This is a genomic window from Vibrio sp. 10N.247.311.49, assembly GCF_041467655.1.
Lineage (GTDB): Bacteria > Pseudomonadota > Gammaproteobacteria > Enterobacterales > Vibrionaceae > Vibrio > Vibrio crassostreae_C.
In genome coordinates this window covers 1-24,168 of the sequence record NZ_JBFSVA010000040.1, presented here as the reverse complement: position 1 = coordinate 24,168, position 24,168 = coordinate 1, and the positions used below count along the sequence as shown (strand labels likewise).

The window sequence follows — 24,168 nt, the reverse complement described above, 5'->3', positions numbered from 1 at the left end:
CCTCTCAACATGGGCGAGTGTTAGTGGTGGAGCCAAGACGCATCGCGTGTACATCACTGGCTAAATATCTCGCGCAGCGATCAGGCGAGAAGTTGGGTAGCAAAGTGGGCTATGCGATTAAGCTTGAGTCGGAATACAACGAGCAAACTAACGTTGTTTTTGTGACGCCCGGTATCGCGCTGCGTTGGTTATCAGAAGATGGACTCGCTAGTTTTGATGTGATCGTGGTGGATGAGTTTCATGAGAGGCGCTGGGACATTGATCTGCTGGTGGCGATTCTGAAGCAAAAAGCGAGTCATCGTTTGGTGATCACTTCAGCAACCATTGAGGGTGAGCGCCTTGCTCAGTATTTGGATGCGAATCGCATAAGCTGTGAAGGGCGAACTTATCTAGTTGAGATTGAACACAGAGCGAATGAATCCAGAACACTGCCTGATAGTCGACATCTAGGGCAGCGCATCGTGGAAGAAGTTAATCATCAGTTGATCGCTTCTTCTGGCGATATGTTGGTTTTTCTACCGGGTAAAAAAGAGATCGTGCAATGCGAACAAGCCTTAGCGAAAAATCCAGATATCCAAGTTGTTAAATTGCATGCGTCGGTCAGTGATAAAGAGCGAGATTCAGCGTTATCGGGTCGGAATATCCATACTGAAGGTAATGGTTTGAGAAAGGTCATCCTTGCGACCAACGTTGCAGAAACCTCATTAACCATTCCTGACATTGGCGTGGTGATAGATTCAGGATTAGAGAGACGCACCGTTCAGCGTAATGGCAGAATCACACTGATGCTTAAATCCATATCACGAGCGAGTGCCAAACAACGAGCTGGCCGCGCGGGTAGGGTAATGGACGGCGTTTGTGTGCGTCTATATGGAGAGCATGCGGCGTTAGAGTTAGTCACACCGCCTGAATTGCAGCGTGAAGAGCTGACCGAACCTATGTTGGCCGCAGCATGTTGTGGATCTCCGCTTGAGAGCTTGTCCTTCCTTGACCCTATTCCAGAGAAATCACTCAACAGTGCAACTCAAACCTTGCTGACGATGGAAGCGATTAACGCCGACCATCAAGTTACCGAGCATGGTAAAAAGCTGTATCCGTTGCCGATTGATGCTTTGTATGCCGATATCGTTACTCGAATCAAAACCAAAGCATTAAAAGAGGCGATGGTTGATCTCACTGCGGCGCTGTCCGTTCCTGCTCGCTTGTATCAGTTACCAAACAATGCAGAACATCTTGAAGCGCTCGCGCAACAAGAGAAGGAAGGGTGTGATTTAAGCCTGTTGATTCAGATTGTGCGCGGTCGAGAATATCCGCATTTAGACATCGACCAACAGGCTCTGAATGAAGCTCAAGGATTGGCGAAGCAAATGCGGGAGGTATTTGAACTTCCTCAGCTAGAAGTCGCGTCACGTTTCCAACGCATTGAATTGCTCAAGACCATTGTGAATCTGCATCCTGAACTGGTGTTTGTGCGCCGACTGAAAAGGAAAGAAGCCTTTGCCAATGGTGTTTTAGAAGTGGTGCTCGGTCGTCAGAACCGTTTCCCTGATAATGCACAAGCGATGTTGGTGTTGGATACTCACAGCTTGCCGGGAAGAGGCGTTAAGCAAACACTGACCTTAGCGACGGTCACGACACCCATTCCTCTTGAGCTTCTCATTGATGCTGAACTAGGAGAGTGGGAGCAAGGCGAAACCGTTGTGAATGATGATGGTGTTTTTACCGAGATGGCATTGGTGTACGCAGGCCGCACGATTACAACCAAACTCGTCGCCGCTGAAGGGCAACTATCGTTAAAACCTATCGTCGACCTTGTGTTAAATGGAGAGCAGCTTCCCGGTTTTGCAAAGGCTCGCACTCAAGAAATCAAACACTGGCAGTTGTATGTGAAACTTGGTCTCGATGAACAAACTAAATACACACCAGAAATTGAGAACATTAACTTTGAGCTATGGTTTATAGAGCAGCTTGAAGTACTAGGTGTTACTGATGTCAGCGAATTGGAAATGTTCGATCATGCAGACATACCGTTCGATGGCATTCCAACTTGGCTCTACTCAGAATTTTCGGAAAAATACCCGTTTGCATTGAGCCTTGCCGACTTGCAACTCGATGTTGAATACTTGCCCGCAAGAAAGCTGATTTACGTCCATTATCAGTCGGGTAGCCGAAAGTTATCGCCAAAACGTTGGGAGCTACCGACATGGTCTGGTTGGCGTATTCAGTTCAAAAAAGCGAGTCGAATAATTGATATCAAATAGATGGATAAGTTTTATCTCTAAAATATTAATCAAATAGATGCATATATGATTTTTCAGTGCTTATTTTGTTACAAGTTTGATTTTTATATTCCTTTTTAACCAATCAAAAGGTCATAAAAGACTATTCTTCTATATCCTATTGCTATAAAGAAAGAGTTGATAGATATTGAGTATATTGTGTTGCCAAAGTGTCGGGGGACATCATGGATAAACAGGAAGAGACGCGTGTAGAGTTCGATTACACAACATTTCTTGGCGCCTCATGCAGTAAAAAATGGACTTTTCTGGAAGCACTCACCACAATTGCGCCAGTGTTCAGTACCGTCTGGCGAGATAGCATTAAAGAGTTGGGCACCCCAGAGGATCGTTTATGGCAGATGGCATTGAAATCAATGTCGACGCGTAAAAGTGATGAGTCGAACATTGTTACCTTACTCAAGCTCGCTAAGCTGGAAGGGATCAATGAGCTCAAAGTGGTGATGCCATATTCACTTGAAGAAGAGCAGATCGAGTATATTGAATCGCGCAGTCATTTAGTGATTGCGGGTAATTCTGGAGAAGAGTTCACGATTAAGCTGTAACTTCAGCTCGCCTATAATCTCTCTCGAGGAATAGTAAAAACGTACACGTAAAAAGGGCCTCAAATATTGAGGCCCTTTTAGTATCTAAAACTTGAGTCTACGAGCTTATCAGCTTTCGAGCTTTTTATTTTGAGATTAAGCGATTAAGCAATTAAGCGACTAGTCGATTAGACCATAGTCAGCGCGCAGTACATCGATGATCTCTTGCTTAGGATTTTCGCTCAGTACGATCTCCGCACCTGTGATTTTCGCTGCGATATCAAGGTAAGTGCGAGACAGAGACATTAGAGAATCCAGTGGAAGTTCATTGTCACGAGCCAATGCTTCACGTTCTGGCATACGCTCTTTATTCAAAAGAATGTCGGCATCAGGGAAGTAGTTAAGCAAGAACTGACGGAAGCCTTCTTTTGAATTCTCAACGATGTTGCCGTTGTTATATTCCTGAGTATCCCAAATGCGAGATGAATCTGGAGTACCGACTTCGTCCATGTAGATAAGCTTTTCTTTGCCTTGAGCATCGTTGACGTAGCCAAACTCAAATTTGGTATCAACAAAGGTTTGGTCTACTTTTGCTAGCGCTTGGCTGATTACGTTGAAGCCTTCTTTAAGAAGTTTTTCGTAATGCGCGATGTCGCTTGCTTGAGTAAAGTTGAATGCTGCGAAGTTATCTTCGATGTTGTTGCGTGTGATGTTCACATCGTCAGCTTCTGGAACGCCAGGAATACCTTTCAGAATCCCTTTTGTTGAAGGCGTGATCAGTAGCTCAGGCAACTTCTTGTCTTTCTCAAGGCCTTCAGGCATCTCGATACCACAGAATTCACGTTCGCCGTTTGCGTATGCACGCCACATTGAACCAGTGATGTATTGACGACAAATCGCTTCGATCATGACTGGGCGAGCTTTTTGTACAATCCATACGAACGGGTGAGGGATATCAAGAATATGACTGTCAGCAAGTCCGTTGTCTTTAAACAATTTGAACCAGTGGTTAGAGATAGCATTCAGAGCCGCTCCCTTACCTGGAACACCTTTAAGATTCCCTTCACCACGCCAGATACAATCAAATGCAGAGATACGGTCACTGATCACCATGATAGCTAGAGGCGCATCGGGTGCTACGTCGTAGCCATTCTCTTTAATTAGTCGTTGGCTATCTTCTTCAGTTAACCAGTAGACTGAGCGAACCTTGCCACTGTGGACAGGTTTGTCAGTACGGATTGGTAGGTCATCATTTACGGCAAGAACTTGATCAGCAAGGCTCATTTAGACATTCCTATCTTTTATCAAACGTCATACAGAGAAGTGCGGTGTGCACATGATTAGACGGGCATTATACCCAATCTACTATTTGCTTCCAGAGAAAAAGCAAACGATTGCTAAATCTGTTGTTTAAATAAAAACCCCCGCCTAACAATCCGCTAAAAAATGGGCGAATTGTAGGGCAGGGGAAGGCAGTATGTTTGGACTGTGTTTTGGCGAATTGTTTCTTAAGTTAAATTAAGTTTGTTAGCTAAAAGATTAAGCTATGTTTGTGGACCATGTTTTTGAGCCAACATGTTATTAAGCAAGGTGGCTTAGTGAATACGCTCTGAATTTGCATCCATAAAGAAGACTTCACATTGAAAGCGTAACCCTAATGTTCTTAGGTACTGTTGGCTGAACTGATCAATCGATGCACTTGCAACAATCGCGCTCGCATTCTTAGAGCGGATTGCTTTCTCGACAGTCTCTACCTCAGTCATTTGATGAGAGGCTTTCATATGAATAACGCGGTCGCAGCAAACATTATGTTGCTTAAGCTGCTTAGCCGATGGTCTTGGTGTTTGAGCCGTAAACAGTAACCACTGATGTTGATTGGACAGCAACGCCATTCTTGCAAACAACGCTTCCTCGTTTGAATTTTTGCTTTTACGAGAAACTGATGTAAATGCGCAGTGAACTAGCGGGCTAGAGTGTTGTGCTTTAACGTGTGCTTGAATCATTTTGCTGTCCTTATATACATGCTGTATGTGTATACAGTAGTTTTAGTTGCTTATAAGATCAAGCGTTTTTTGCGGGATTATTGGACGATTTCGTCTGAGGTTATGGATGGTAAATGATTAAATCATTGAAAGTATTCGATAAATTAAATTTGAATGAATCTGCTGTTTTGTATCATAAGTTGAATAAATGTGAGCTTTATACAGGTGTATACAGTGGTTTGACAGAAAAGTACTGTATACACCTGTATAGAGATAGAGATAGAGATAGAGATAGAGATAGAAGATCTAAAACCACAGGCACAAAAAAAGCGCCTTAGGCGCTTTCTTATATTTCACGGTGTTACTTATCTCAATGTCGCTTGGGAGAGTTTTGCTCTCATTTCCATTTCACCAATATTGAACTGGCGAACATCAATGGTTGCAATATCATTGCACTCGTTACATGCATGATGACACTTACCATCTAGGTAGTCGTGCTTTTTAACTAGGCTTGGCTTTTTGCACCAATCACAAACGCCTTCTATTGTGAACATATTCTCTCCTCACCTGTTTAAGTCAGGTGTATTTTCGGCGCAAATTATGACACAAGTAAGACCCATTAGTTAATAGTTTGTTACCCGTTTTTGAGAGGGGGATCGATTGCAACACCAATAAAATCGATATCTTTGAGATCTAGGAAAATGAAGATGTGTGTTTGTTTACGGTTTTGTAATATTTTGTAAAATGGTTTTTAGCGCATTGTTCAAACGTTTCATTTCTTCGTCACATCCGTGACCATCTGGATGGTAGATCTTTGATAGCTGTTTGTATCGGATCTTGATGCTTTTCTGGTCGGGGATTGAGCTAGGTGTGTAGCCAAATAGCGCGCAGGCCACCTGCAAATTACTCAGACCTTTGCTGTTTTTCTGCTTCTTCAATTCGTGGAACATAGTGTGCAGCTGGCGTTTTTGCTGCTTAATCGTAAGGTCCTTCGAGCTAAGCTGCGCTTCAAGTGATTGTTGTTGCTGTCGCGAATCACCCGACTTTAGAGCTTGTCTTTTTCTTGAGATAACGAGCGTCGCAATAATGCTGATGATTGAAATCAACACGGCCAACGCAGCACCAATCATATAGTCAGAGCTAGTTAGGTTAGAACTGGAGAGGTTAGAGCGTGATGCTTGGTTAGATTGAACGTGCTTAGATACCCCCTGACTGGTGTCTATTTCAGAGTCGATGCTGTCATCGAGCTGTTCTATTGAAGAGATCTGTTTTGCACGTTGCTGGTTGAATTGTGCTTCCAAAATGCGGTTGTAGCCCTCTTCTGCTTGTGGATTATCTTTTAAGGCTGCTTCATACCATAGCTGCGCTTTATCTAATGGTTGAAGGAGGTCTTGTTCTAGCGAGGATTCGTAGAGTTTTGCTACCTCGATAGGTGCGCGCTGGTTACCTTGCAACGCCGCTTTAATAAACCATTCCAAAGCAAGCTTGTTACTTTGTTCAACACCTGTACCTGCCAAGTACCATTCACCCAGTCTAAATTGCGCGTTTGGGTTGCCGTTTTCTGCTGACTGCGTGTACCAATACAATGCATCACTGGTGCTAACAGGAACGTCGACACCCGATTCATAAGCTTGAGCCAATTGGTATTGAGAAACTGGATCTTGAGGTTGTGATTCTAGTGAAAATTCATCACTGCTTGCTGCGTGCACGAAATGTGTGGTGGACAACGGTATCGTGGAAAAGATGAGGGCTAGAAATAGAGCTCTAAGAAATGATGAGGGGGGAAAATTGGACACGATAAACAATGGGACCTCATAGTTAAGTCTAATACGATATGTGGTTGTCAATTAAGTCGTATCTTCTTCGGCGAGTGATACGACTAAAGTAATCACTATCAATACCCTAAGCCAATGTGCATCGGCTCTATGATTTAGTTATCTTTTTAGCTGCCTGGGTACCGCCAACTGGTCGATTAACAGACAATTTACGACCTTTCTTCAAACCAACTTCATAATCGGCGGTGAGGTTTTTCATCGCTTCTCTCAGTTGCTGTTTGAACGTTTCACGGTCGATATTTTTGAATTCTTTATCAATGTAATTATTGATCTTGTTGTTTGATTCGTCGTCTGGGGTAATAGTTGGTAGCTTTTCAAGCGCACCTTCAACCCAGCCTGAAACAAACGAGTTCACGCGGCGTGTCACTTCTAAGGACCCTGTGCCAGAGCCAGCAAAGCTATTTCTGAATTGGCCGGTGTGTTCATTCAGTTCACGATAAATGATATCGAAAGCGAACGCTGCGAAGATCGCGCGGTCGGCTTCACCAATGAACTCAACACGCTTGAGGCCTTTATGATTCAGCAATACGGCTTCTACGCCAAATTTGGTGTTGATACCGCGAATAACACGCAGCAGTGTAGAACTGATATTTGCAGGTAACAGGTGACTGGACTGAGTTTTCCCCATCTTGATAAATTCAATATCGTCTTTTTCGAGACCATATTTCAGCATCAAGTTATGCGCCATTTTTATCGCATTGGCAGCTTCATTGACGTTCGCAGAATTTCCAAGCTCAAGACACTTGGCAATTTTCTTTAGGGCTTTTTTCTTATCCATCGACAATTTAATCAGTACCGCAAATTTTTAAAAGTCCAACATTTTACATGTTTTCGCGGGTAACAGAAAGGCAAAACTGGTTTGATGAACAAGGAAGGCGGTGAACATTGAACTGCATGAGCCCAGTTGGCGGTAAAAACAAAAACGCCATCAAGCGTATTGATGGCGTTAGTGACACGTTTTTTCAATATGTCTAGAGCATTCGTAAACTAGATACCCAGTTCATCGAGTAGATCTGCCGCAGAATCATTGCCAGAGCTTTGAGCTGGCTTGTTCGCTTCTTGCATTTTTTTCTGAGTCGCCTCAAGAATGCTATCTGGACATTCGTCTTCTGCGATTTCAAATTCTTCTAATTGAATGAACTCAGTCTTATCCATCGCAAGCTCAAGGTAGAAGATGTTGTTATTAGCGGTAGAGAAGGTCACACGACGAGCTTGTGGACGGTCGAGATTGGTATCAACAGAAAGGTTAACTTGCTTGTTCAGAGCCAGCATTTTCGGTTGGTTTTGTGTGATGTTGGTTTGCAGCTCTTTGCGGATTTTATTGGTGAAATCGCCAACTAATTGGTTCATCAACTCACCCAATACATCACCCACTTCGTCTGAAGTATGAAGCACAGCAAGCTCGTTTTCAGGCATGCCCATATTGCGCATGTAATTGGTGTAGATCTCTAGCGCTGCTTTGGACGTAAAATTAATAACAACGAGACCAGAAAAGCCGCCGTCAAACAGAACGAAGCAACCAAAATCTGGCTTTAGGCTTGTCTTGTTGATCTTTTGAACCATGGCTGAATAGGACACCTGAGAAGCCGTCGCTGAAGTCAGTACGCTTGAGACTGATTGGCATAGTTTAAGAAGGATATCTTCAGTTGTGACTGTTTTGTTTTTTTTCATTGTGATGTGCTCGTGGAGATGTCTTAAACAAAATGTTATTCAGTATATTGTTACTGAATTAAGACGAAAGTGACTATTTCTCCATTCTTGCACTGAGATTCTGATTTGATCACCTTTTTATATGATCTGAATAGTAGTAAAGTGACGAAATTCAAAGAAAATTATTAAAAATCTCAGATAACCCAATGCTGATAGGATCAGCGAAGTAGGGGCAGGAAGCAAATGTTACCAAGACTTCAACTCAATGCTGATGTCGATCCAGTTGTCGTACGCTTTTTAGATGAACTAAAAACAGCGGGCTTTACTGGCGACATTGAATCTCAATATTCTAGCCGTTTGGCTGTGGCGACTGATAATAGTGTCTATCAGCAATTGCCGCAGGCGGTCATCCTTCCTAAAACAACGCAAGACGTTGTGCTTATCGGTAAAGTGGTTTCTAAATCCGCTTACGAACGCGTGACTTTTTCCCCTCGTGGCGGCGGTACCGGAACCAACGGACAATCTTTAACAAAAGGTGTCGTGGTTGACCTGTCGCGATACATGAATAAGGTTCTTGAGATTAACGAGAAAGAGGGCTGGGTAAGAGTTCAGTCTGGTGTCGTTAAAGATCAATTGAACGACGCTGTTCGCCCTTATGGTTACTTTTTCTCTCCAGACCTTTCTACCAGTAACCGAGCAACCTTGGGTGGCATGATCAATACCGATGCTTCGGGCCAAGGGTCATTGAAGTACGGCAAAACGTCTGACCATGTATTGTCGCTGCAAGCGGTGTTCGCAGATGGTTCATGTCTAGAATCTGATTTATCACACGGCTTACCTGTAGAGGGTGAATTCGCTCACCATGCACTTGCGGTGACAGAGGCGGTTTGTCGAGACAAACGCGCTCAAATCTTAGATAAATTCCCTCCGCTGAATCGCTTCTTAACAGGCTATGACCTAAAGAATGCAATCAACGAACAAGATGACAGCTTTGACCTAACTCGCGTTCTATGTGGCGCTGAAGGTTCTTTAGCATTCATCACGGAAGCAAAGTTAAACCTAACCAAGATTCCAAAAGCGCGCACACTGGTTAACGTGAAATACAACACGTTTGATTCTGCGCTGCGTAATGCGCCGTTCATGGTGGAAGCGAAAGCACTGTCTGTTGAAACGGTAGATTCAAGAGTATTGAACCTAGCGAAGCAAGACATCGTTTGGCACACCGTGAGCGATTTGCTGACTGATGTTCCGAACAAAGAGATGCTTGGCATCAACATGGTTGAGTTTGCAGGCCAAGATGAAGCGGAAGTTGAACAGCAAGTTCAAGCGCTGACTGCACGCCTTGAAACCATGGTTGAAAGCGAAGAAGCCGGCGTGATTGGTTTTCAAGTTTGTAGCGATTTGGCGAGCATTGGCCGAATCTACAACATGCGTAAGAAAGCAGTGGGTCTGTTAGGTGCGGCGAAAGGCCGAGCTAAGCCAGTCGCTTTTGCTGAAGATACTTGTGTACCACCAGAAAACCTCGCGGATTTCATCTCTGAATTTAGAGTGTTACTCGATTCAAAAGAGTTGAATTACGGCATGTTTGGTCACGTTGACGCGGGCGTATTACACGTTCGTCCAGCATTGGATCTGTGTGACCCGATGCAAGAAGCATTGATGCATGAAGTCTCTGATGAAGTGGTTAAGCTGGTGGCGAAATACGGCGGTTTAATGTGGGGCGAGCACGGTAAAGGTTTCCGTTCTGAGTATGGCCCAGACTTCTTTGGTGAAGAGCTGTTTACCGAATTAAGACGTATTAAAGCAGCATTCGACCCGCACAACAAGATGAACCCAGGCAAGATCTGTACGCCTTTAGAAAGTGACGCTGAATTGGTGAAAGTCACCGATACCAAGCGTGGTTTCTACGACCGTCAGATCGACGTACAAGTTCGTGACAGCTTCAAGCAAGCAATGGAATGTAACGGTAACGGCTTGTGTTTCAACTACGATACTAGCTCGCCAATGTGTCCTTCAATGAAAGTTACGGCTGACCGACGTCACTCACCCAAAGGCCGCGCAGGCTTGGTAAGAGAGTGGTTGCGTCAACTGACTGAACAAGGCGTTGATATTCTCGACCTTGAGCAAGAAGCGTTGAAAGACAACACACCCGTTAAGACTATGATTGAGCGTGTTCGCAATACGATGAACAAACGCCATGAGTACGATTTCTCGCATGAAGTTCATGAGGCGATGAACGGTTGTTTGGCGTGTAAAGCGTGTGCGAGTCAATGTCCGATCAAAGTCGATGTACCAAGTTTCCGTTCTCGATTCTTGAACATCTACTACTCGCGTTACCAGCGCCCTGCAAAAGATTATCTAGTTGCCAACATTGAAACCATGCTGCCGCTGATGGCGAAAGCGCCAAAAGTAGTCAACGCTGCATTGGGTCAAAAGTGGATCCAAACGGCAACAGCTAAAACGGTCGGTTATGTTGATGCACCATTGATGTCGGTGCCTACGCTCAAAAATCGTCTAGCGAGTAAAGAGCTGCAACTCTTCGATTTACAGTATTTAGAAGGCTTGTCTTCTGAACAGAAGAAACAGCATGTGCTGATCGTTCAAGACCCGTTTACCAGCTTCTATGATGCCGAGGTGATTGAAGACTTCGTCACTCTGGCTCAAAAACTTGGCAAAACTCCGGTACTGCTGCCGTTCAAACCGAATGGTAAAGCGTTGCACATCAAGGGCTTCTTAAATCGTTTTGCACGTGAGGCGAAATCGACTTCGGATTTCTTGTCGATGGTGGCGGATATCGGAATTCCTTTGGTCGGTGTTGATCCTGCTCTTGTGCTTTGTTACCGCGATGAATACGTCGAGATCTTAGGTGACAAGCGCGGCGACTTTGATGTACTTACTGTGCATGAATGGTTAATGCCATCGCTAGGTGAGTTCGAAGCACGCTCAGCAAGTGAAGATATGTGGTACTTGTTTGCTCACTGTACTGAGAAAACCAAAATGCCGAACGCTGAAAAAGAGTGGGGTACTATCTTCAAACACTTTGGGGCGGCGTTAACCAGCGTTCCTGTCGGCTGTTGTGGTATGGCGGGAACTTTCGGCCACGAAGTCGATAAGCTACAAATGTCGAAAGACATATATGGTTTAAGCTGGAAGCCTCAAATGCAGGACTTACCAAAAGATCGTTGCTTGGTGACGGGCTATTCTTGCCGCAGCCAAGTGAAGCGTTTTGAAGGTGAGAAGCTTGCTCACCCATTACAGGCGCTAGCAAAAATTCTCTAATACATTTAGCCCAGCAATTGCTGGGCTTTTTTCTAAACTAACAAAGGAATGTTAATAAGGAAAAGTATGAAATTTCTAGAATTAAAAGTACCACCCGTTGCACTGTTCATTATTGTATTCGTAGCATCATACTTCTGCGCTCAGCAGTTGAGCCAAGGGACACTGGCATTACCTTATGGAATGGTTGTTTTAGGTATCGGAGTCGCATTGAGTGGTGTGATCGGAATATCCGGTATATTGGAATTTCGAAAACAGAAAACCACCGTTAACCCGATCAAAGTCGAAACCGCTTCAGCCGTCGTGGACAGTGGAATTTTTGGTTACACGCGAAACCCAATGTACTTAGGGTTGTTCATCCTGCTATTTTGCTTTGGCTACTTCTTCCAGAATATCTTCAGTGTACTACTTAGCTTTGGCTTCGTAATCTACATGAATTACTTCCAAATCAAACCCGAAGAGCGAGCACTAGAACAATTATTCGGCGCAGAATATGTTGATTACAAACAAAAGGTTAGACGCTGGATTTAGTGATGATTTGAGTGCTGGCTTAGTAATCGAAATAAAAAAGCCCAGCTTGAGATTATCAAGCTGGGCTTTATTGATCTTGTTCTAGAGCTAATTAAGCAGCGGCTGTGAACTGAGCTAGAAACATCTCTTTGCGTTCGTTGAAGCGGTTTACTAGGTCGTCTACAGAAGCTTGGTCGTATGGCTTAAGGCCACTTGCTACCATACGCTTCACGCCTTTACCTACTACTTCGCCGTCTTCTTTGAAATCGAAGTTCAGGGTCACGATGCCACGTTTGCCTTCAACATCAAAAGTCGCGCCAGAGAATTCAACTTCTGGGTGAGACAGGTCTAGGCGAGTAAATTCAACTTCCATGCTCTCGTAAATCACTAGAGGACGTTGGCAGTTGATCATCATTTGTTGTTCTTCCATAAGAGGAACCATGATGTGTGGGAAGTTCATGCCAGAGAACTTAACGTAGTTTGTTACTACGTGCTCGATGAATGCTTGATCATGGCTCTTCTCACCTTCACAAGACATGTGTAGGTACTCTTTACCATTTGCATCGATAAGTGAGCTCTCTTTTTCACACTTGTTGTCAACGCTTAACGCAATACCGTTACCAACCATACCTGAAAAATCAAAACGCATTTTTTGGCTGATGCCTTCTTTTTGCAGAAGTACTGCAAATAAAAGATCGCCAGGTACACAGAAGCGCTTGTTGTCTTCATCGTGAATCGGGTTGAAATCGCCAGCTACTTTTTTAGCAAAGTGGCTTGCTTGTTCACGAGTGAATTGAAATTGATTGTCTTCAGTAGAAAAGTAAGGTGTCAGAAACATAGTATCGCTATTAGTCATCAAATCTGGGGTGGATTATAGCTAACTAACTTCGTTCTAATGGTCTATCCAGTTAACTTTGCTTATATATCAGTCAATTAGATAAATACGTTAGATGGTATATGACGATTTGAAGGGAAATGTGGCCTTTGGCTCAATGCAACAAGGGCTAATCGATAGCCCTTGTTTATATGACACTCTAATGGGTGTTGTTTAGAATGTTTTTGCTTTAAAAGCTACACAAAGTGCCTTCTGGCATTAGGTGATTATGAACGGATAATTTGAGCAATAAGTTCGCTTGTTCAATATCCGGTGCAAAATATCTGTCTTTGTCGTAGAAGCTGACTTTTTCACGCAAAATCTGTTTCGCTTCTTCCACACGAGGAGAGGATAGATTCGGAGCACGGAAATCGAGCCCTTGTGCTGCTGCTAAATATTCTACTGCTAATATCCCACGGGTGTTTTCAGCCATGTATCTAAGTCTACGAGCGGCAAAGGTAGCCATTGATACGTGATCTTCTTGGTTTGCCGATGTTGGAAGGCTGTCTACTGAAGCTGGGTGTGCCAGTGTTTTATTCTCGCTTGCCAGAGCAGCAGACGTTACTTGAGCAATCATAAAGCCTGAGTTAACGCCGCCGTTATCGACTAAGAAAGGTGGAAGTTTGCTTAGTGCGCTATCAATCAGCAGTGCCATTCTTCGTTCAGAAAGGCTACCAATTTCTGCAATCGCAAGTGCTAGGTTATCCGCTGCCATTGCCACAGGTTCTGCGTGGAAGTTACCACCTGAAATAATGTCGCCGTCTTCAGCAAATACCAGTGGGTTATCCGATACCGAGTTCGCTTCAACGTTTAACGTTTCTGCTGAATTACGAATTTGCTGTAAACAGGCACCCATCACTTGAGGCTGACAGCGCAACGAGTAAGGGTCTTGAACCTTTTCACAGCAAGTGTGTGATTCACCAATCTCACTCTTTTGATCAAGCATATGGCGATAAGCAAGCGCGGCATCCATTTGACCACGATGACCACGAACGCGATGAATTCGAGGGTCAAACGGACGACGACTACCCAGTGCAGCTTCAACAGACATTGCACCACATACGGTTGCAGACGCAAACAAGTCTTCCGCTGCGAACAGACCTTCTAATGCAAAGGCAGTCGATGCTTGTGTGCCGTTTAACAGCGCTAAGCCTTCTTTCGGCGCAAGTGTGATTGGTTCAAGACCTGCGATCTGCATTGCTTCTAAGCCAGTGATGATCTTGCCGTTGTGGCGTGCTTGGCCTTCACCTAGCAGAACGGTACTCATGTGGGCGAGGGGAGCAAGATCTCCAGATGCGCCTACTGATCCTTTTTGTGGAACACACGGGTAAACCTGCGCGTTCACAAGATCGATAAGAGCGTTAATCACTTTGAGGCGGATACCAGAGTAACCGCGAGACAAGCTGTTAATCTTCAATACCATCATCAAGCGTACGGTTTCATCAGACATGAACTTGCCAATGCCCGCAGCGTGAGAAAGTACGATACTTTTCTGTAGAACTTCGAGATCTTCAGGCGCAATCTTGGTGTTTGCTAATAAGCCAAAACCCGTGTTGATGCCATACACAGTGCGGTCTTCAGCAATCACTTGTTCGACAACTTGCATGCTCGCTTCGATATCCGGGATTGCTGCAGGATCGAGTGATAAGTTCACAGGGCTACGGCTGATTTTTCGAAGTTCAGATAGGCCAAGAAGTCCTGGCTTAAGTAATAAGTTCAACATGTTCTCTCCAGACATTAAAGGCGACGAAGTTCTTCGTTTAGCATAGGTAAATCAAGCTTCTGCTCTTTGGCACATTGCTTGGCAATATCGTAACCTGCATCAGCATGACGCATAACGCCGGTTGCTGGGTCATTGTGAAGTACGCGAGCAATACGCTGTGATGCATCTTCACTGCCGTCACAACAAATCACCATGCCTGAGTGTTGCGAGAAGCCCATACCAACGCCACCACCGTGGTGCAAAGAAACCCAAGTTGCGCCGCCCGCTGTGTTCAGAAGGGCATTCAATAGAGGCCAATCTGATACGGCATCTGATCCATCCATCATGCCTTCTGTTTCGCGGTTCGGGCTTGCTACTGAACCTGAATCTAGGTGGTCACGACCGATAACAACTGGTGCTTTCAGTTCGCCATTTTTCACCATTTCATTGAATGCTTGGCCTAAGCGTTCACGATCTTTCAAGCCAACCCAACAAATACGCGCTGGCAGGCCTTGGAACTGAATGCGTTCACGCGCCATATCTAGCCAGTTATGTAGATGTGGGTTGTCTGGAATCAGTTCTTTTACTTTTTGGTCTGTTTTGTAGATGTCTTCTGGGTCACCAGATAGTGCCGCCCAACGGAAAGGACCAATACCTTCGCAGAATAAAGGTCGAATATAAGCCGGAACGAAACCTGGGAAATCAAACGCGTTTTCTACGCCTTCTTCCAGTGCCATTTGGCGAATGTTATTACCGTAATCCACGGTCGCTGCGCCGCGGTATTGCAGGTCTAACATCGCTTGTACTTGAATCGCCATAGATTGCTTAGCGGCTTTCACCACTTTTGCTTCATCAATGGAGCGCTCTTGTGCGGCTTTCTCCATCGTCCAACCTTGCGGCAAGTAGCCGTTAAGAGGATCGTGGGCAGAGGTTTGGTCAGTCACCACATCAGGTGTGATATTGCGTTCAACTAACTCTGGGAAGACGTCTGCGGCGTTACCTAATAAGCCAACAGAGATTGGCGTGTCTGACTCTTTAATCATTGCCATCGCTTCATCTAAGCTGGTGGCTTTTTTGTCTACATAGCCAGTACGCAAGCGGTAGTCGATTCGTGATTCATCACACTCCACTGCGATCATTGAGAAGCCAGCCATCGTTGCAGCAAGAGGTTGAGCGCCGCCCATTCCACCAAGACCGCCCGTTAGAACCCACTTGCCGTTTGCTTCACCTTGGAAGTGCTTCTTCGCGATAGCGACAAAGGTTTCGTAAGTACCTTGAACGATGCCTTGTGAACCAATGTAGATCCAGCTGCCCGCGGTCATTTGGCCGTACATCATCAAGCCTTCTTTATCGAGCTCGTTGAAGTGTTCCCAGTTCGCCCAGTGTGGAACAAGGTTCGAGTTAGCGATCAGTACGCGAGGTGCGTTTTTATGAGTCGGGAACACGCCCACAGGTTTACCGGATTGAACAAGTAACGTTTGGTCGTCCTCTAAACGCTCTAATACTTCAACAATTTTGTCATAACATTTCCAATCACGTGCCGCGCGACCAATACCGCCATACACAACCAGTGCATGTGGGTGTTCTGCCACATCAGGGTCTAGGTTGTTCATCAGCATACGCAGTGGTGCTTCTGTTAACCAAGATTTAGCGCGCAAAGTGGTGCCGTGAGGTGCGCGAATTTCGCGAGTCGTGTCGAGACGAGGGTCACTGTTGTGGTGTTCCGTCATTTTGGAATTCCTTCTGTTTCACGTTATATCGTTGTAGTTGTAGTTGTAGTTATCGGTATCGGTATAGCTGGATTAGTCGCTGGCCATTGCACTGGCAATATCCCAACATAAACGAGCCGCTAATCGAGCCGTTTGGCCATCGACGTCGTAGTCTGGGTTGTATTCCGCTATGTCCGCGATAATGAGTTTTTCACTGTGTTGGAAAATCTGTTCTAGAAAAGGAGCAAGCGCTTCATAGCTCACGCCTCTTGCCGCTGGTGCACTTACGCCCGGCGCAGTAGCTGCGGGGAAAACATCGAGATCAATGGTGAGATAGAGATAATCACACTCAACGATGAATTTTTGTAACTTGATCAGTTGAGCGACTTGATTCACTTGGGTCATGTTGCGGTCGTGTTCATACCACACGCCCAGTTGGTCAGCTTTGTTAAACAGCGCTTTGGTATTGTTGGCGGCACTCACACCAAGACAAGCGTAATGAAACGGCCATTGATGTGCGTGGCAGTAATCACTGATCTGGTTAAAAGGCGTGCCGGAGCTCGGTTTAACATCGGTGATGTCGCTTTCAAATTCACGAAGATCAAAGTGAGCATCAAAATTAACGATGCCGATCTTAGGATTGTGTTCTGATTGAATTTTATTTAGGTGCTCAGCGAGACCTTGGAACGTTGCCCAAGCCACCTCGTGACCACCGCCAAGGGTAATCACTTTGTTGGTTGCTAAGGCATTGGCAATCACAGAAGCACACTGTTTTTGGCTGACTTCTAATTGACCATCATTGCACTCGATATCACCAAGATCGGCGATGTGTGCGTCACTGTGCCAAGCCATATTCGCCAACGCTTGGCGTATCAAGTTAGGTGCTTGTTTCGCGCCCACGCGTCCTTTATTTCTTGCAACACCGGCATCGCTGGCAAAGCCTACCAAGGCGATATCACCGTCAGTCAGCTTGTCACTTAACTCACTACTTTGCACTTGCTTGGTAATGTGATGAACGCGAGTACCGAGTGCGCCATCTTCAAGATCATTACGTCCGGTCCACACAAAGTTATGCACGGTTGTTGCGTTCTCTTGGATACCGTTGGATTTAGATTGAGTCATGACACACCTCGCCATTAACAATGCGTTTATGCAGGTGAGGAACACCGACTTGATAGCTTAGATCTGCAGGGTGGTCGATGTTCCAGATAGCCAAATCTGCGGCATAACCGATTTCGACTTTGCCTTTGGTTTGTGACTTACCAATGGCAGCCGCCGCGTTACAAGTTACACCGCGTAGCGCTTCTTCAGGCGTCGTACCAAACAGGGTGCAGCTCATGTTCATCATCAGCGTTAAGTCTGCAAAGGGAGATGTGCCGGGGTTTAGGTCGGTCGCGATCGCCATTGGAATGTTGTGTTCACGAAGTAGGGCAACGGGCGGTTGTTGAGTCTCTTTAAGGAAATAGAATGCACCGGGTAGCAAGGTGGCAACTGTGCCTGATTCAGCCAGCGCTTTGACTCCGGTTTCATCAAGGTATTCAACATGGTCGACAGAGAGTGCGCCGTATTTAGCTGCGAGCGCGCTGCCACCCATATTAGAAAGCTGTTCTGTGTGGCCTTTAATCGCGAGCCCGTGTTCTTTGGCTGCGGCAAATACACGTTCGGTTTGTTCTAGGTTGAAGCCGATAGATTCGCAGAACACGTCAACTGCATCGGCAAGCCCTTGCTCTGCAGCTTTAGGAATGATCTCTTGGCAAACCAGATCTATGTAACGATCTGGTTGTTCTTTGTATTCTGGCGGTACTGCGTGTGCTGCAAGGAGAGTGGTAGTGATCTTAATTCGGCGATGATTTTCTAACGCTTTAGCTGCACGTAACATCTTGAGTTCGTCTTCAAGTGTTAAACCATAGCCCGATTTTACTTCGATGCTGGTTACGCCACTTCTTAGCAGGCCATCGAGTCTAGGTAGTGCCATTTCAACCAGTTCAGACTCTTGCGCTGCGCGTGTTGCAGTGACTGTCGCAAGAATCCCGCCGCCTTGTTTGGCGATGTCGGTGTAAGAGATACCATTCAAACGCTGTTCAAATTCGTTGGCGCGATTGCCTGCAAATACGAGGTGAGTGTGGCAATCAATCAGACCTGGGGTAACGAGCTTGTTTTTGCAATCATAGGTGATGTAATCCGCAGAGTTATCAGTGCTCGGTTGTTCTACCTCATAAGCATGAGCCTCATGGTTTGAACAAGAGATAGACACGATCTTACCGTCTTCGATAACGATATCTTGAGGGGAAGAGGGCTGATAACCGTCGGCTCCCGAACTCATGGAGACCACTCGTGCGTTTTTGAGGATCAAATTCATAATCACCTAGATCTTTGCTAAATATTAAATGTATATACAAATAAATAGGCTAAACGCTGACCCGAATCAAGTTGATGTTGCAAAAATGTGATCGGCGATCAGGATGATGTTCTTTAATCTAGAAGTATCTTGGAGCTTAATTTGTACTTAGAGCCAGGATGGTAGAGCAATGCAAAGCTGATGAGGCGTTCTTTGCTCCATGTTCTTCTATTCAAAAGTAGGCAAGGTTCTGATTCAGATAGCTTTAGTGACGTTCTGATTTGAGAGTCAGGAATAATGGCTTCAACCGTGTGCTCGATTGCACTCAACGGGCAGCTTTTTGAAAGGTATTCATTGGGTGTAGAGGTTGAAAAGTCTTGCTCTAGGTATTTTGGTGCGGCTTGCGAGTTCACCCAGCGCGCTTCCAATTGAATCGGTGTGTTGTCAGCAAAGTGGATGATTTCACTATAGAATACTTCGGCATTGATCATCACACCTAACCGTGTCGCGGTGCTTTCATCTGCCTTGATGCTCTTGTGCTTGATAACCTGGCTAGCATACGTTTGACCTCGGTCTTTGATCTCTTGTGCGATGTTGTTGATATCAAGCAGCGGAGATTGCGCTTTTTCGTCTGGTTCACAAACAAAAGTACCTAGCCTTGGCTTCCTGATGAGTTTGCCTTCAGACACAAGATCTCGAATGGCTTTATTGACCGTCATTCGACTCACATTGAACTGCTCTGTGAGTTCGAGTTCTGTGGTTATCTGGTAACCCACTGGCCAGTGACCACTGTTGATATTATCGTCTATGAACTGTTTTATCTGAAGGTAGAGCGGCGCTTTCGACATAATGAAACCTTATTTGACTATACAAATAGAGTAACGGAATTTTTCACGATTTCAACATTTCCTCGGGCAATGTGACCTTATTCAACATAGATGGGGCAAATTGCTTGATTCTGTGAGGCAAGTGTCGCAAATTGTCACGTAATAACTATTCGTAAATCAGATGATTAGAAAGGGAAATAATATGTTTAAGAAATTAAAGGCCTCGTTGGGCATCGGTGCAGCAAAGGTTGATACTGTCTTAGATAATATTGAAGTTTTCCAAGGTGGAGAGTTGTCTGGCAATGTTCACATTGTTGGTGGCGACGTTGAGCAACAAATCGACTTGATTAACTTGGTTCTCAACACAGAAGTAAAAGTAGAAACGGAAGACAGTACCAGCTACGAAACCTTTTCACTGGGTCGTATTCAAGCGGTAGAGCCTTTCGTTATCCAACCGGGCGAAACCAAACTGGTTCCATTCCGACTTAAGTTAAATGATGAAACGCCAGTCACCGCGTTGAACGCACAAATGAACCAATGCCATGTGTGGGTTGAAACCAACCTAGATATCGGCTTTGCGATTGATCCTAAAGACCGTGACTTTATCTCCGTTCATCCACTGCCAACAGTCGCTAAAATTATCCAAGGTGTGGAAGCATCGGGCATGGCAATGGTGAAAGCAGACGTAGAGAAGGGCTTCTTAAAAGGCAACAGCTTTGCTTCTCGCTCTGGCTGTTACCAAGAGATTGAATTTCGCAGCGGCGGCTTTATGAATAACAAAGAGATCGAGCTGTCATTCATCGTAGATGGCTCTATGGTTCACTGCCTAGCAGAAATCGACCGCTCAATGAGCTTCCGCGGCGACCAATACATCTCATTCAGCTTACCTGCTAATGCGGCCGACTCAGACATTCGCAACGCTGTATCAAGAATCATGAGTGCGTAGTTCCCTTTCTGTTAGTAGTCGCTTTTTCTATTAATAGAGACAAGACAGTACGATTTCTATAGCCGAACTTATCCGTTCGGCTTTTTTGTATTGTAGATAAAGCCAACGAATTACTGATTGAACTATGGGTTAGGCGTTAGAAGGATCTAAATAGAAGAGACATTTCAGTCATATAGTTTTGTGGTGCTGCGGGACTAACATTGTCATTTCATATTATTTCGTTACAATGTTCGGCTACTCACAGATGTGGCATCTGTATTTGCTTCTATGTGGGTATATTTATTATGCATATATCCCCAATCAGCGTACTCGTTGATTGAAAGACATATATTAAACATTTTCATGTGTTGCTTGGTGTGCAACACCACTGTAAAGGACAAATAATGCCAATTATTACTCTTCCTGACGGTAGTCAGCGTCAATTTGACAACCCTGTATCAACTCTAGATGTTGCCCTATCAATCGGTCCTGGTCTTGCGAAAGCTACCATTGCTGGTCGTGTAGACGGCGAGCGTGTTGATGCTTGTGATCTTATCGAAAACGATGCAAGCCTAGAAATCATCACAGCTAAAGATGAAGTTGATGGCCTTGAAATCGTTCGTCACTCTTGTGCTCACCTTTTAGGCCACGCGGTTAAGCAGCTTTTTCCAGAAGCGAAAATGGCGATCGGTCCTACTATCGATAACGGTTTCTACTACGATATCGATCTTGAGCACTCTCTAACGCAAGACGATCTAGAAAAGATCGAAAAGCGCATGAAAGAGCTAGCGAAGACCAAATACCAGGTTGTTAAGAAGAAAGTTAGCTGGCAGGAAGCGCGCGACGCATTCGAAGCTCGCGGCGAGACTTACAAGATTGAAATCTTGGACGAGAACGTTTCTAAAGATGATCGTCCAGGCCTGTACCATCACGAAGAATACATCGATATGTGTCGTGGTCCACACGTGCCTAACATGAGCTTCTGCCAGCACTTCACTCTACTTAACGTAGCGGGTGCATACTGGCGTGGTAACAGTGACAACAAGATGCTTCAACGTATCTACGGCACTGCATTCCACGACAAGAAGGCACTTAAAGCTCACCTTGTGCGCCTAGAAGAAGCGGCTAAACGTGACCACCGTAAAATCGGTAAAGCGCTTGACCTATTCCACATGCAGCAAGAAGCACCAGGCATGGTGTTCTGGCACCACAACGGTTGGACTATCTTCCGTGAGCTAGAAGTATTTATTCGTCAAAAACTGACTGAGTACGATTACCAAGAAGTTAAAGGCCCATTAATGATGGACCGTGTTCTTTGGGAACGCTCTGGTCACTGGGATAAGTACGCTGAAGCGATGTTCACTACTTCTTCAGAGAACCGTGAATACGCTATCAAGCCAATGAACTGTCCTGGTCACGTTCAAATCTTCAACCAAGGTTTGAAATCTTACCGTGATCTACCGCTACGTATGGCTGAGTTCGGCTCATGTCACCGTAACGAGCCGTCTGGCGCACTTCACGGCATTATGCGTGTTCGTGGCTTCACTCAAGATGATGCTCACGTATTCTGTACTGAAGACCAAGTTCAACAAGAAGTTAAAGCTTGTATTGAAATGGTTTACGATACTTACACAACTTTCGGCTTCGAAAGCATCGTTGTTAAGCTATCTACTCGTCCAGAACAGCGTGTAGGTTCAGACGAAATGTGGGACCGTGCAGAGGCTGACCTTAAGCAAGCGCTAGAGGCAATGGACATTGCATACGAGATTCAAGAAGGCGAGGGTGCGTTCTACGGACCTAAGATTGAATTTACTTTGCATGATTGTTTGGACCGCGCTTGGCAATGTGGTACAGTGCAGCTCGATTTTGCATTACCAGAACGTTTAGGTGCTACTTACGTAGGTGAAGATAACGAGCGTCACACGCCAGTTATGATCCACCGCGCGATTTTAGGTTCACTAGAACGCTTCATTGGTATTCTTATTGAAGAATACGCTGGCTTCTTCCCAACGTGGTTGGCGCCAGAACAAGCAGTTGTAATGGGCATTACAGACAAACAGTCTGAATATGTACAAGAAATTACGAAAAAACTGCAAAAAAGTGGATTTAGAGTCAAAGCAGACTTGAGAAATGAGAAGATTGGCTTTAAAATCCGCGAACATACTTTGAAACGTGTACCGTTCATGCTTGTGTGTGGTGACCAAGAAATGGAAGCCGGCGAAATTGCAGTACGTACACGTAAAGGTAAGGACCTTGGCAAATTTAAAGTGGATGACTTTATTTCATACATCCAAGCCGAGGTTTCAAGCCGTAAGCTCAATCTGGAGGAATAGCTATTAAAGGCGGAAGACGTGGCCAACAACCGGCCAAACAAAACCAGCACCGTTTAAACGGTGACATTCGTGGCGTTCGTGAAGTGCGTCTAACTGGCGCAGACGGCGAAGCTGTTGGTGTAGTATCAATCGCTGAAGCGATGGAAGCTGCAAATGAAGCTGGTATGGATCTTGTAGAGATCAGCCCTAACGCCGAGCCGCCAGTTTGTCGTGTGATGGACTACGGTAAGTTCCTCTTCGAGAAGAGCAAAGCTGCGAAAGAGCAGAAGAAGAAGCAAAAGCAGGTTCAGATCAAGGAAATTAAATTCCGACCTGGAACTGATATTGGAGACTATCAGGTAAAACTACGCAACCTGACTGGTTTCCTAGAAGACGGCAACAAAGTGAAGGTAACAATTCGCTTCCGTGGCCGCGAAATGGCTCACCAAGAAATCGGTGTTGACGTTCTTAATCGTTTGAAAGCGGATACTGAAGAATTTGCAGTTGTCGAATCTTTCCCAACGAGAATTGAAGGTCGCCAGATGATCATGGTGTTGGCCCCTAAAAAGAAGTAATTAACGGCTTTGCAAGTAATTGAACCCTGCAGCCTCAGGTTGCGGGGTTTTATTCGCCCTAATTACTATGTTATTAACAACTCAACAATGCGGAGTTATTCATCATGCCTAAGATGAAAACCAACAAAGGTGCTGCTAAGCGTTTCCAGAAAACTGCTGGTGGTATTAAGTTTAAGCACGCTGGTAAACGTCACATCCTGACTAAGCGTACTACTAAGAACAAGCGTCAGCTACGTCCGAACTCGATCCTTCCTAAATGTGAAGTTGCTCAAGTTCTACGTATGATGCCATACGCTTAATTCTTTTTAGTTTATAAATTCGTTTAGTTTAGGAGAAGCATAATGCCTCGCGTAAAACGTGGTGTACAAGCTCGTGCACGTCATAAGAAAGTTCTAAAACAAGCTAAAGGTTACTACGGAGCACGTTCACGTGTTTACCGCGTAGCTTTCCAAGCAGTTACCAAAGCTGGTCAATACGCTTACCGTGACCGTCGCAACAAGAAACGTCAATTCCGTCAACTTTGGATTGCACGTATCAACGCGGCATCTCGTCAAAATGGTCTATCTTACAGCCGTTTCATCAATGGCCTAAAGAAAGCATCTATCGAGATCGACCGTAAGATTCTTGCTGACATCGCAGTATTCGACAAAGCAGCATTTGCTGTTCTAGTTGAAAAAGCGAAAGCATCTCTATAATTTAGAGTTAGCTTAAAGGTTTAAGAAAAGGAGAACTTCGGTTCTCCTTTTTTATTGCCTGTAATTTGGCTTTGCCATACTCTCTCGCATCTCGCATCTCGCATCTCGCATCTCGCATCTCGCATCTCGCATCTCGC

21 protein-coding genes and 2 pseudogenes are annotated in these 24,168 nt (G+C 45.0%); 10 read left to right on the top strand and 13 right to left on the bottom strand.

Features of this window, described 5'->3' with window-relative positions; genetic code table 11:
- Positions 1–2,261, top strand: a 2,261-nt coding sequence (locus AB6E54_RS22020) for a helicase-related protein (RefSeq protein ID WP_372169040.1), incomplete at its 5' end; no start/stop codon positions are given.
- 203 nt (positions 2,262–2,464) lie between these two features.
- Entirely contained in the window at positions 2,465–2,842 is a 378-nt protein-coding gene (locus AB6E54_RS22015; protein WP_017059766.1) for a hypothetical protein, read from the top strand.
- Between the two features lie 159 nt (positions 2,843–3,001).
- On the opposite strand, the gene AB6E54_RS22010 is transcribed toward AB6E54_RS22015, so the two are convergent.
- Positions 3,002–4,105, bottom strand: coding sequence for a phosphoribosylaminoimidazolesuccinocarboxamide synthase (locus AB6E54_RS22010; protein ID WP_372106127.1), 1,104 nt, complete (start codon positions 4,103–4,105; stop codon positions 3,002–3,004).
- A 311-nt stretch (positions 4,106–4,416) separates the two neighbouring features.
- Positions 4,417–4,824 (bottom strand): SulA-like leucine-rich domain-containing protein, encoded by a 408-nt coding sequence (locus AB6E54_RS22005; protein WP_017055178.1) that lies wholly within the window; start codon positions 4,822–4,824, stop codon positions 4,417–4,419.
- A 113-nt stretch (positions 4,825–4,937) separates the two neighbouring features.
- On the opposite strand from AB6E54_RS22005, the gene AB6E54_RS22000 reads away from it, so the two are divergent.
- On the top strand, positions 4,938–5,141 hold the full coding sequence (locus AB6E54_RS22000) for a hypothetical protein (RefSeq protein ID WP_372106128.1): 204 nt from the start codon (positions 4,938–4,940) through the stop codon (positions 5,139–5,141).
- Between the two features lie 27 nt (positions 5,142–5,168).
- Here the strand turns inward: AB6E54_RS22000 and AB6E54_RS21995 are convergent, their stop codons facing one another.
- The 5 genes and pseudogenes from AB6E54_RS21995 to AB6E54_RS21975 all read right to left on the bottom strand — a co-directional run bounded on the left by AB6E54_RS21995 (position 5,169) and on the right by AB6E54_RS21975 (position 8,309).
- Positions 5,169–5,357, bottom strand: coding sequence for a hypothetical protein (locus tag AB6E54_RS21995; protein ID WP_017059767.1), 189 nt, complete (start codon positions 5,355–5,357; stop codon positions 5,169–5,171).
- A gap of 165 nt (positions 5,358–5,522) precedes the next feature.
- Positions 5,523–5,960 (bottom strand): annotated as a pseudogene (locus AB6E54_RS21990) (hypothetical protein); the annotation flags it as partial.
- An 80-nt stretch (positions 5,961–6,040) separates the two neighbouring features.
- Positions 6,041–6,608 (bottom strand): annotated as a pseudogene (locus AB6E54_RS21985) (tetratricopeptide repeat protein); the annotation flags it as partial.
- A 118-nt stretch (positions 6,609–6,726) separates the two neighbouring features.
- A complete protein-coding gene (locus AB6E54_RS21980; protein WP_017059769.1) occupies positions 6,727–7,416 on the bottom strand; it encodes a DUF2786 domain-containing protein in 690 nt (229 codons plus the stop codon).
- Positions 7,417–7,625: 209 nt separating this feature from the next.
- Entirely contained in the window at positions 7,626–8,309 is a 684-nt protein-coding gene (locus AB6E54_RS21975) for a DUF3334 family protein (RefSeq protein ID WP_017059770.1), read from the bottom strand.
- A 222-nt stretch (positions 8,310–8,531) separates the two neighbouring features.
- On the opposite strand from AB6E54_RS21975, the gene AB6E54_RS21970 reads away from it, so the two are divergent.
- Both AB6E54_RS21970 and AB6E54_RS21965 read left to right on the top strand, forming a co-directional pair.
- Positions 8,532–11,567, top strand: coding sequence for an FAD-binding and (Fe-S)-binding domain-containing protein (locus AB6E54_RS21970; RefSeq protein WP_017066184.1), 3,036 nt, complete (start codon positions 8,532–8,534; stop codon positions 11,565–11,567).
- 66 nt (positions 11,568–11,633) lie between these two features.
- On the top strand, positions 11,634–12,095 hold the full coding sequence (locus tag AB6E54_RS21965; RefSeq protein WP_048607122.1) for an isoprenylcysteine carboxylmethyltransferase family protein: 462 nt from the start codon (positions 11,634–11,636) through the stop codon (positions 12,093–12,095).
- Between the two features lie 91 nt (positions 12,096–12,186).
- On the opposite strand, the gene AB6E54_RS21960 is transcribed toward AB6E54_RS21965, so the two are convergent.
- The 6 genes from AB6E54_RS21960 to hutC form a co-directional block, all read right to left on the bottom strand.
- Positions 12,187–12,912 (bottom strand): DUF3581 domain-containing protein, encoded by a 726-nt coding sequence (locus AB6E54_RS21960; protein WP_017067089.1) that lies wholly within the window; start codon positions 12,910–12,912, stop codon positions 12,187–12,189.
- A gap of 226 nt (positions 12,913–13,138) precedes the next feature.
- The gene (gene hutH / locus AB6E54_RS21955; protein WP_102332103.1) at positions 13,139–14,671 is read right to left on the bottom strand and encodes a histidine ammonia-lyase; all 1,533 of its coding nucleotides are present in this window, start codon (positions 14,669–14,671) and stop codon (positions 13,139–13,141) included.
- Between the two features lie 14 nt (positions 14,672–14,685).
- Positions 14,686–16,380, bottom strand: a complete 1,695-nt coding sequence (gene hutU / locus AB6E54_RS21950) for a urocanate hydratase (RefSeq protein ID WP_017063597.1) — start codon at positions 16,378–16,380, stop codon at positions 14,686–14,688.
- Between the two features lie 72 nt (positions 16,381–16,452).
- Positions 16,453–17,481 carry a formimidoylglutamase gene (gene hutG, locus AB6E54_RS21945; RefSeq protein ID WP_102332104.1) on the bottom strand — a complete coding sequence of 343 codons (1,029 nt, stop codon included), beginning with the start codon at positions 17,479–17,481 and terminating at the stop codon, positions 16,453–16,455.
- Positions 17,468–18,718 (bottom strand): imidazolonepropionase, encoded by a 1,251-nt coding sequence (gene hutI, locus AB6E54_RS21940; protein WP_102332105.1) that lies wholly within the window; start codon positions 18,716–18,718, stop codon positions 17,468–17,470. Before hutI ends, hutG begins: the two co-directional genes overlap by 14 nt.
- A 113-nt stretch (positions 18,719–18,831) precedes the next feature.
- Complete coding sequence (gene hutC, locus AB6E54_RS21935; protein WP_017063600.1) at positions 18,832–19,545, bottom strand: histidine utilization repressor; 714 nt, start codon at positions 19,543–19,545, stop codon at positions 18,832–18,834.
- Between the two features lie 181 nt (positions 19,546–19,726).
- On the opposite strand from hutC, the gene AB6E54_RS21930 reads away from it, so the two are divergent.
- The 5 genes from AB6E54_RS21930 to rplT all read left to right on the top strand — a co-directional run bounded on the left by AB6E54_RS21930 (position 19,727) and on the right by rplT (position 24,031).
- Positions 19,727–20,470 (top strand): sporulation protein, encoded by a 744-nt coding sequence (locus AB6E54_RS21930; RefSeq protein WP_017063601.1) that lies wholly within the window; start codon positions 19,727–19,729, stop codon positions 20,468–20,470.
- A 383-nt stretch (positions 20,471–20,853) separates the two neighbouring features.
- On the top strand, positions 20,854–22,782 hold the full coding sequence (gene thrS, locus AB6E54_RS21925; RefSeq protein ID WP_017059786.1) for a threonine--tRNA ligase: 1,929 nt from the start codon (positions 20,854–20,856) through the stop codon (positions 22,780–22,782).
- Between the two features lie 2 nt (positions 22,783–22,784).
- Positions 22,785–23,336: a translation initiation factor IF-3 gene (gene infC, locus AB6E54_RS21920; RefSeq protein WP_076654893.1), complete on the top strand. Its 552-nt coding sequence runs from the start codon at positions 22,785–22,787 to the stop codon at positions 23,334–23,336.
- Positions 23,337–23,440: 104 nt separating this feature from the next.
- Entirely contained in the window at positions 23,441–23,635 is a 195-nt protein-coding gene (gene rpmI, locus AB6E54_RS21915) for a 50S ribosomal protein L35 (protein WP_004738430.1), read from the top strand.
- Positions 23,636–23,677: 42 nt separating this feature from the next.
- Positions 23,678–24,031 carry a 50S ribosomal protein L20 gene (gene rplT / locus AB6E54_RS21910; protein ID WP_004733517.1) on the top strand — a complete coding sequence of 118 codons (354 nt, stop codon included), beginning with the start codon at positions 23,678–23,680 and terminating at the stop codon, positions 24,029–24,031.
- The last annotated feature ends 137 nt before the right edge of the window (positions 24,032–24,168 follow it).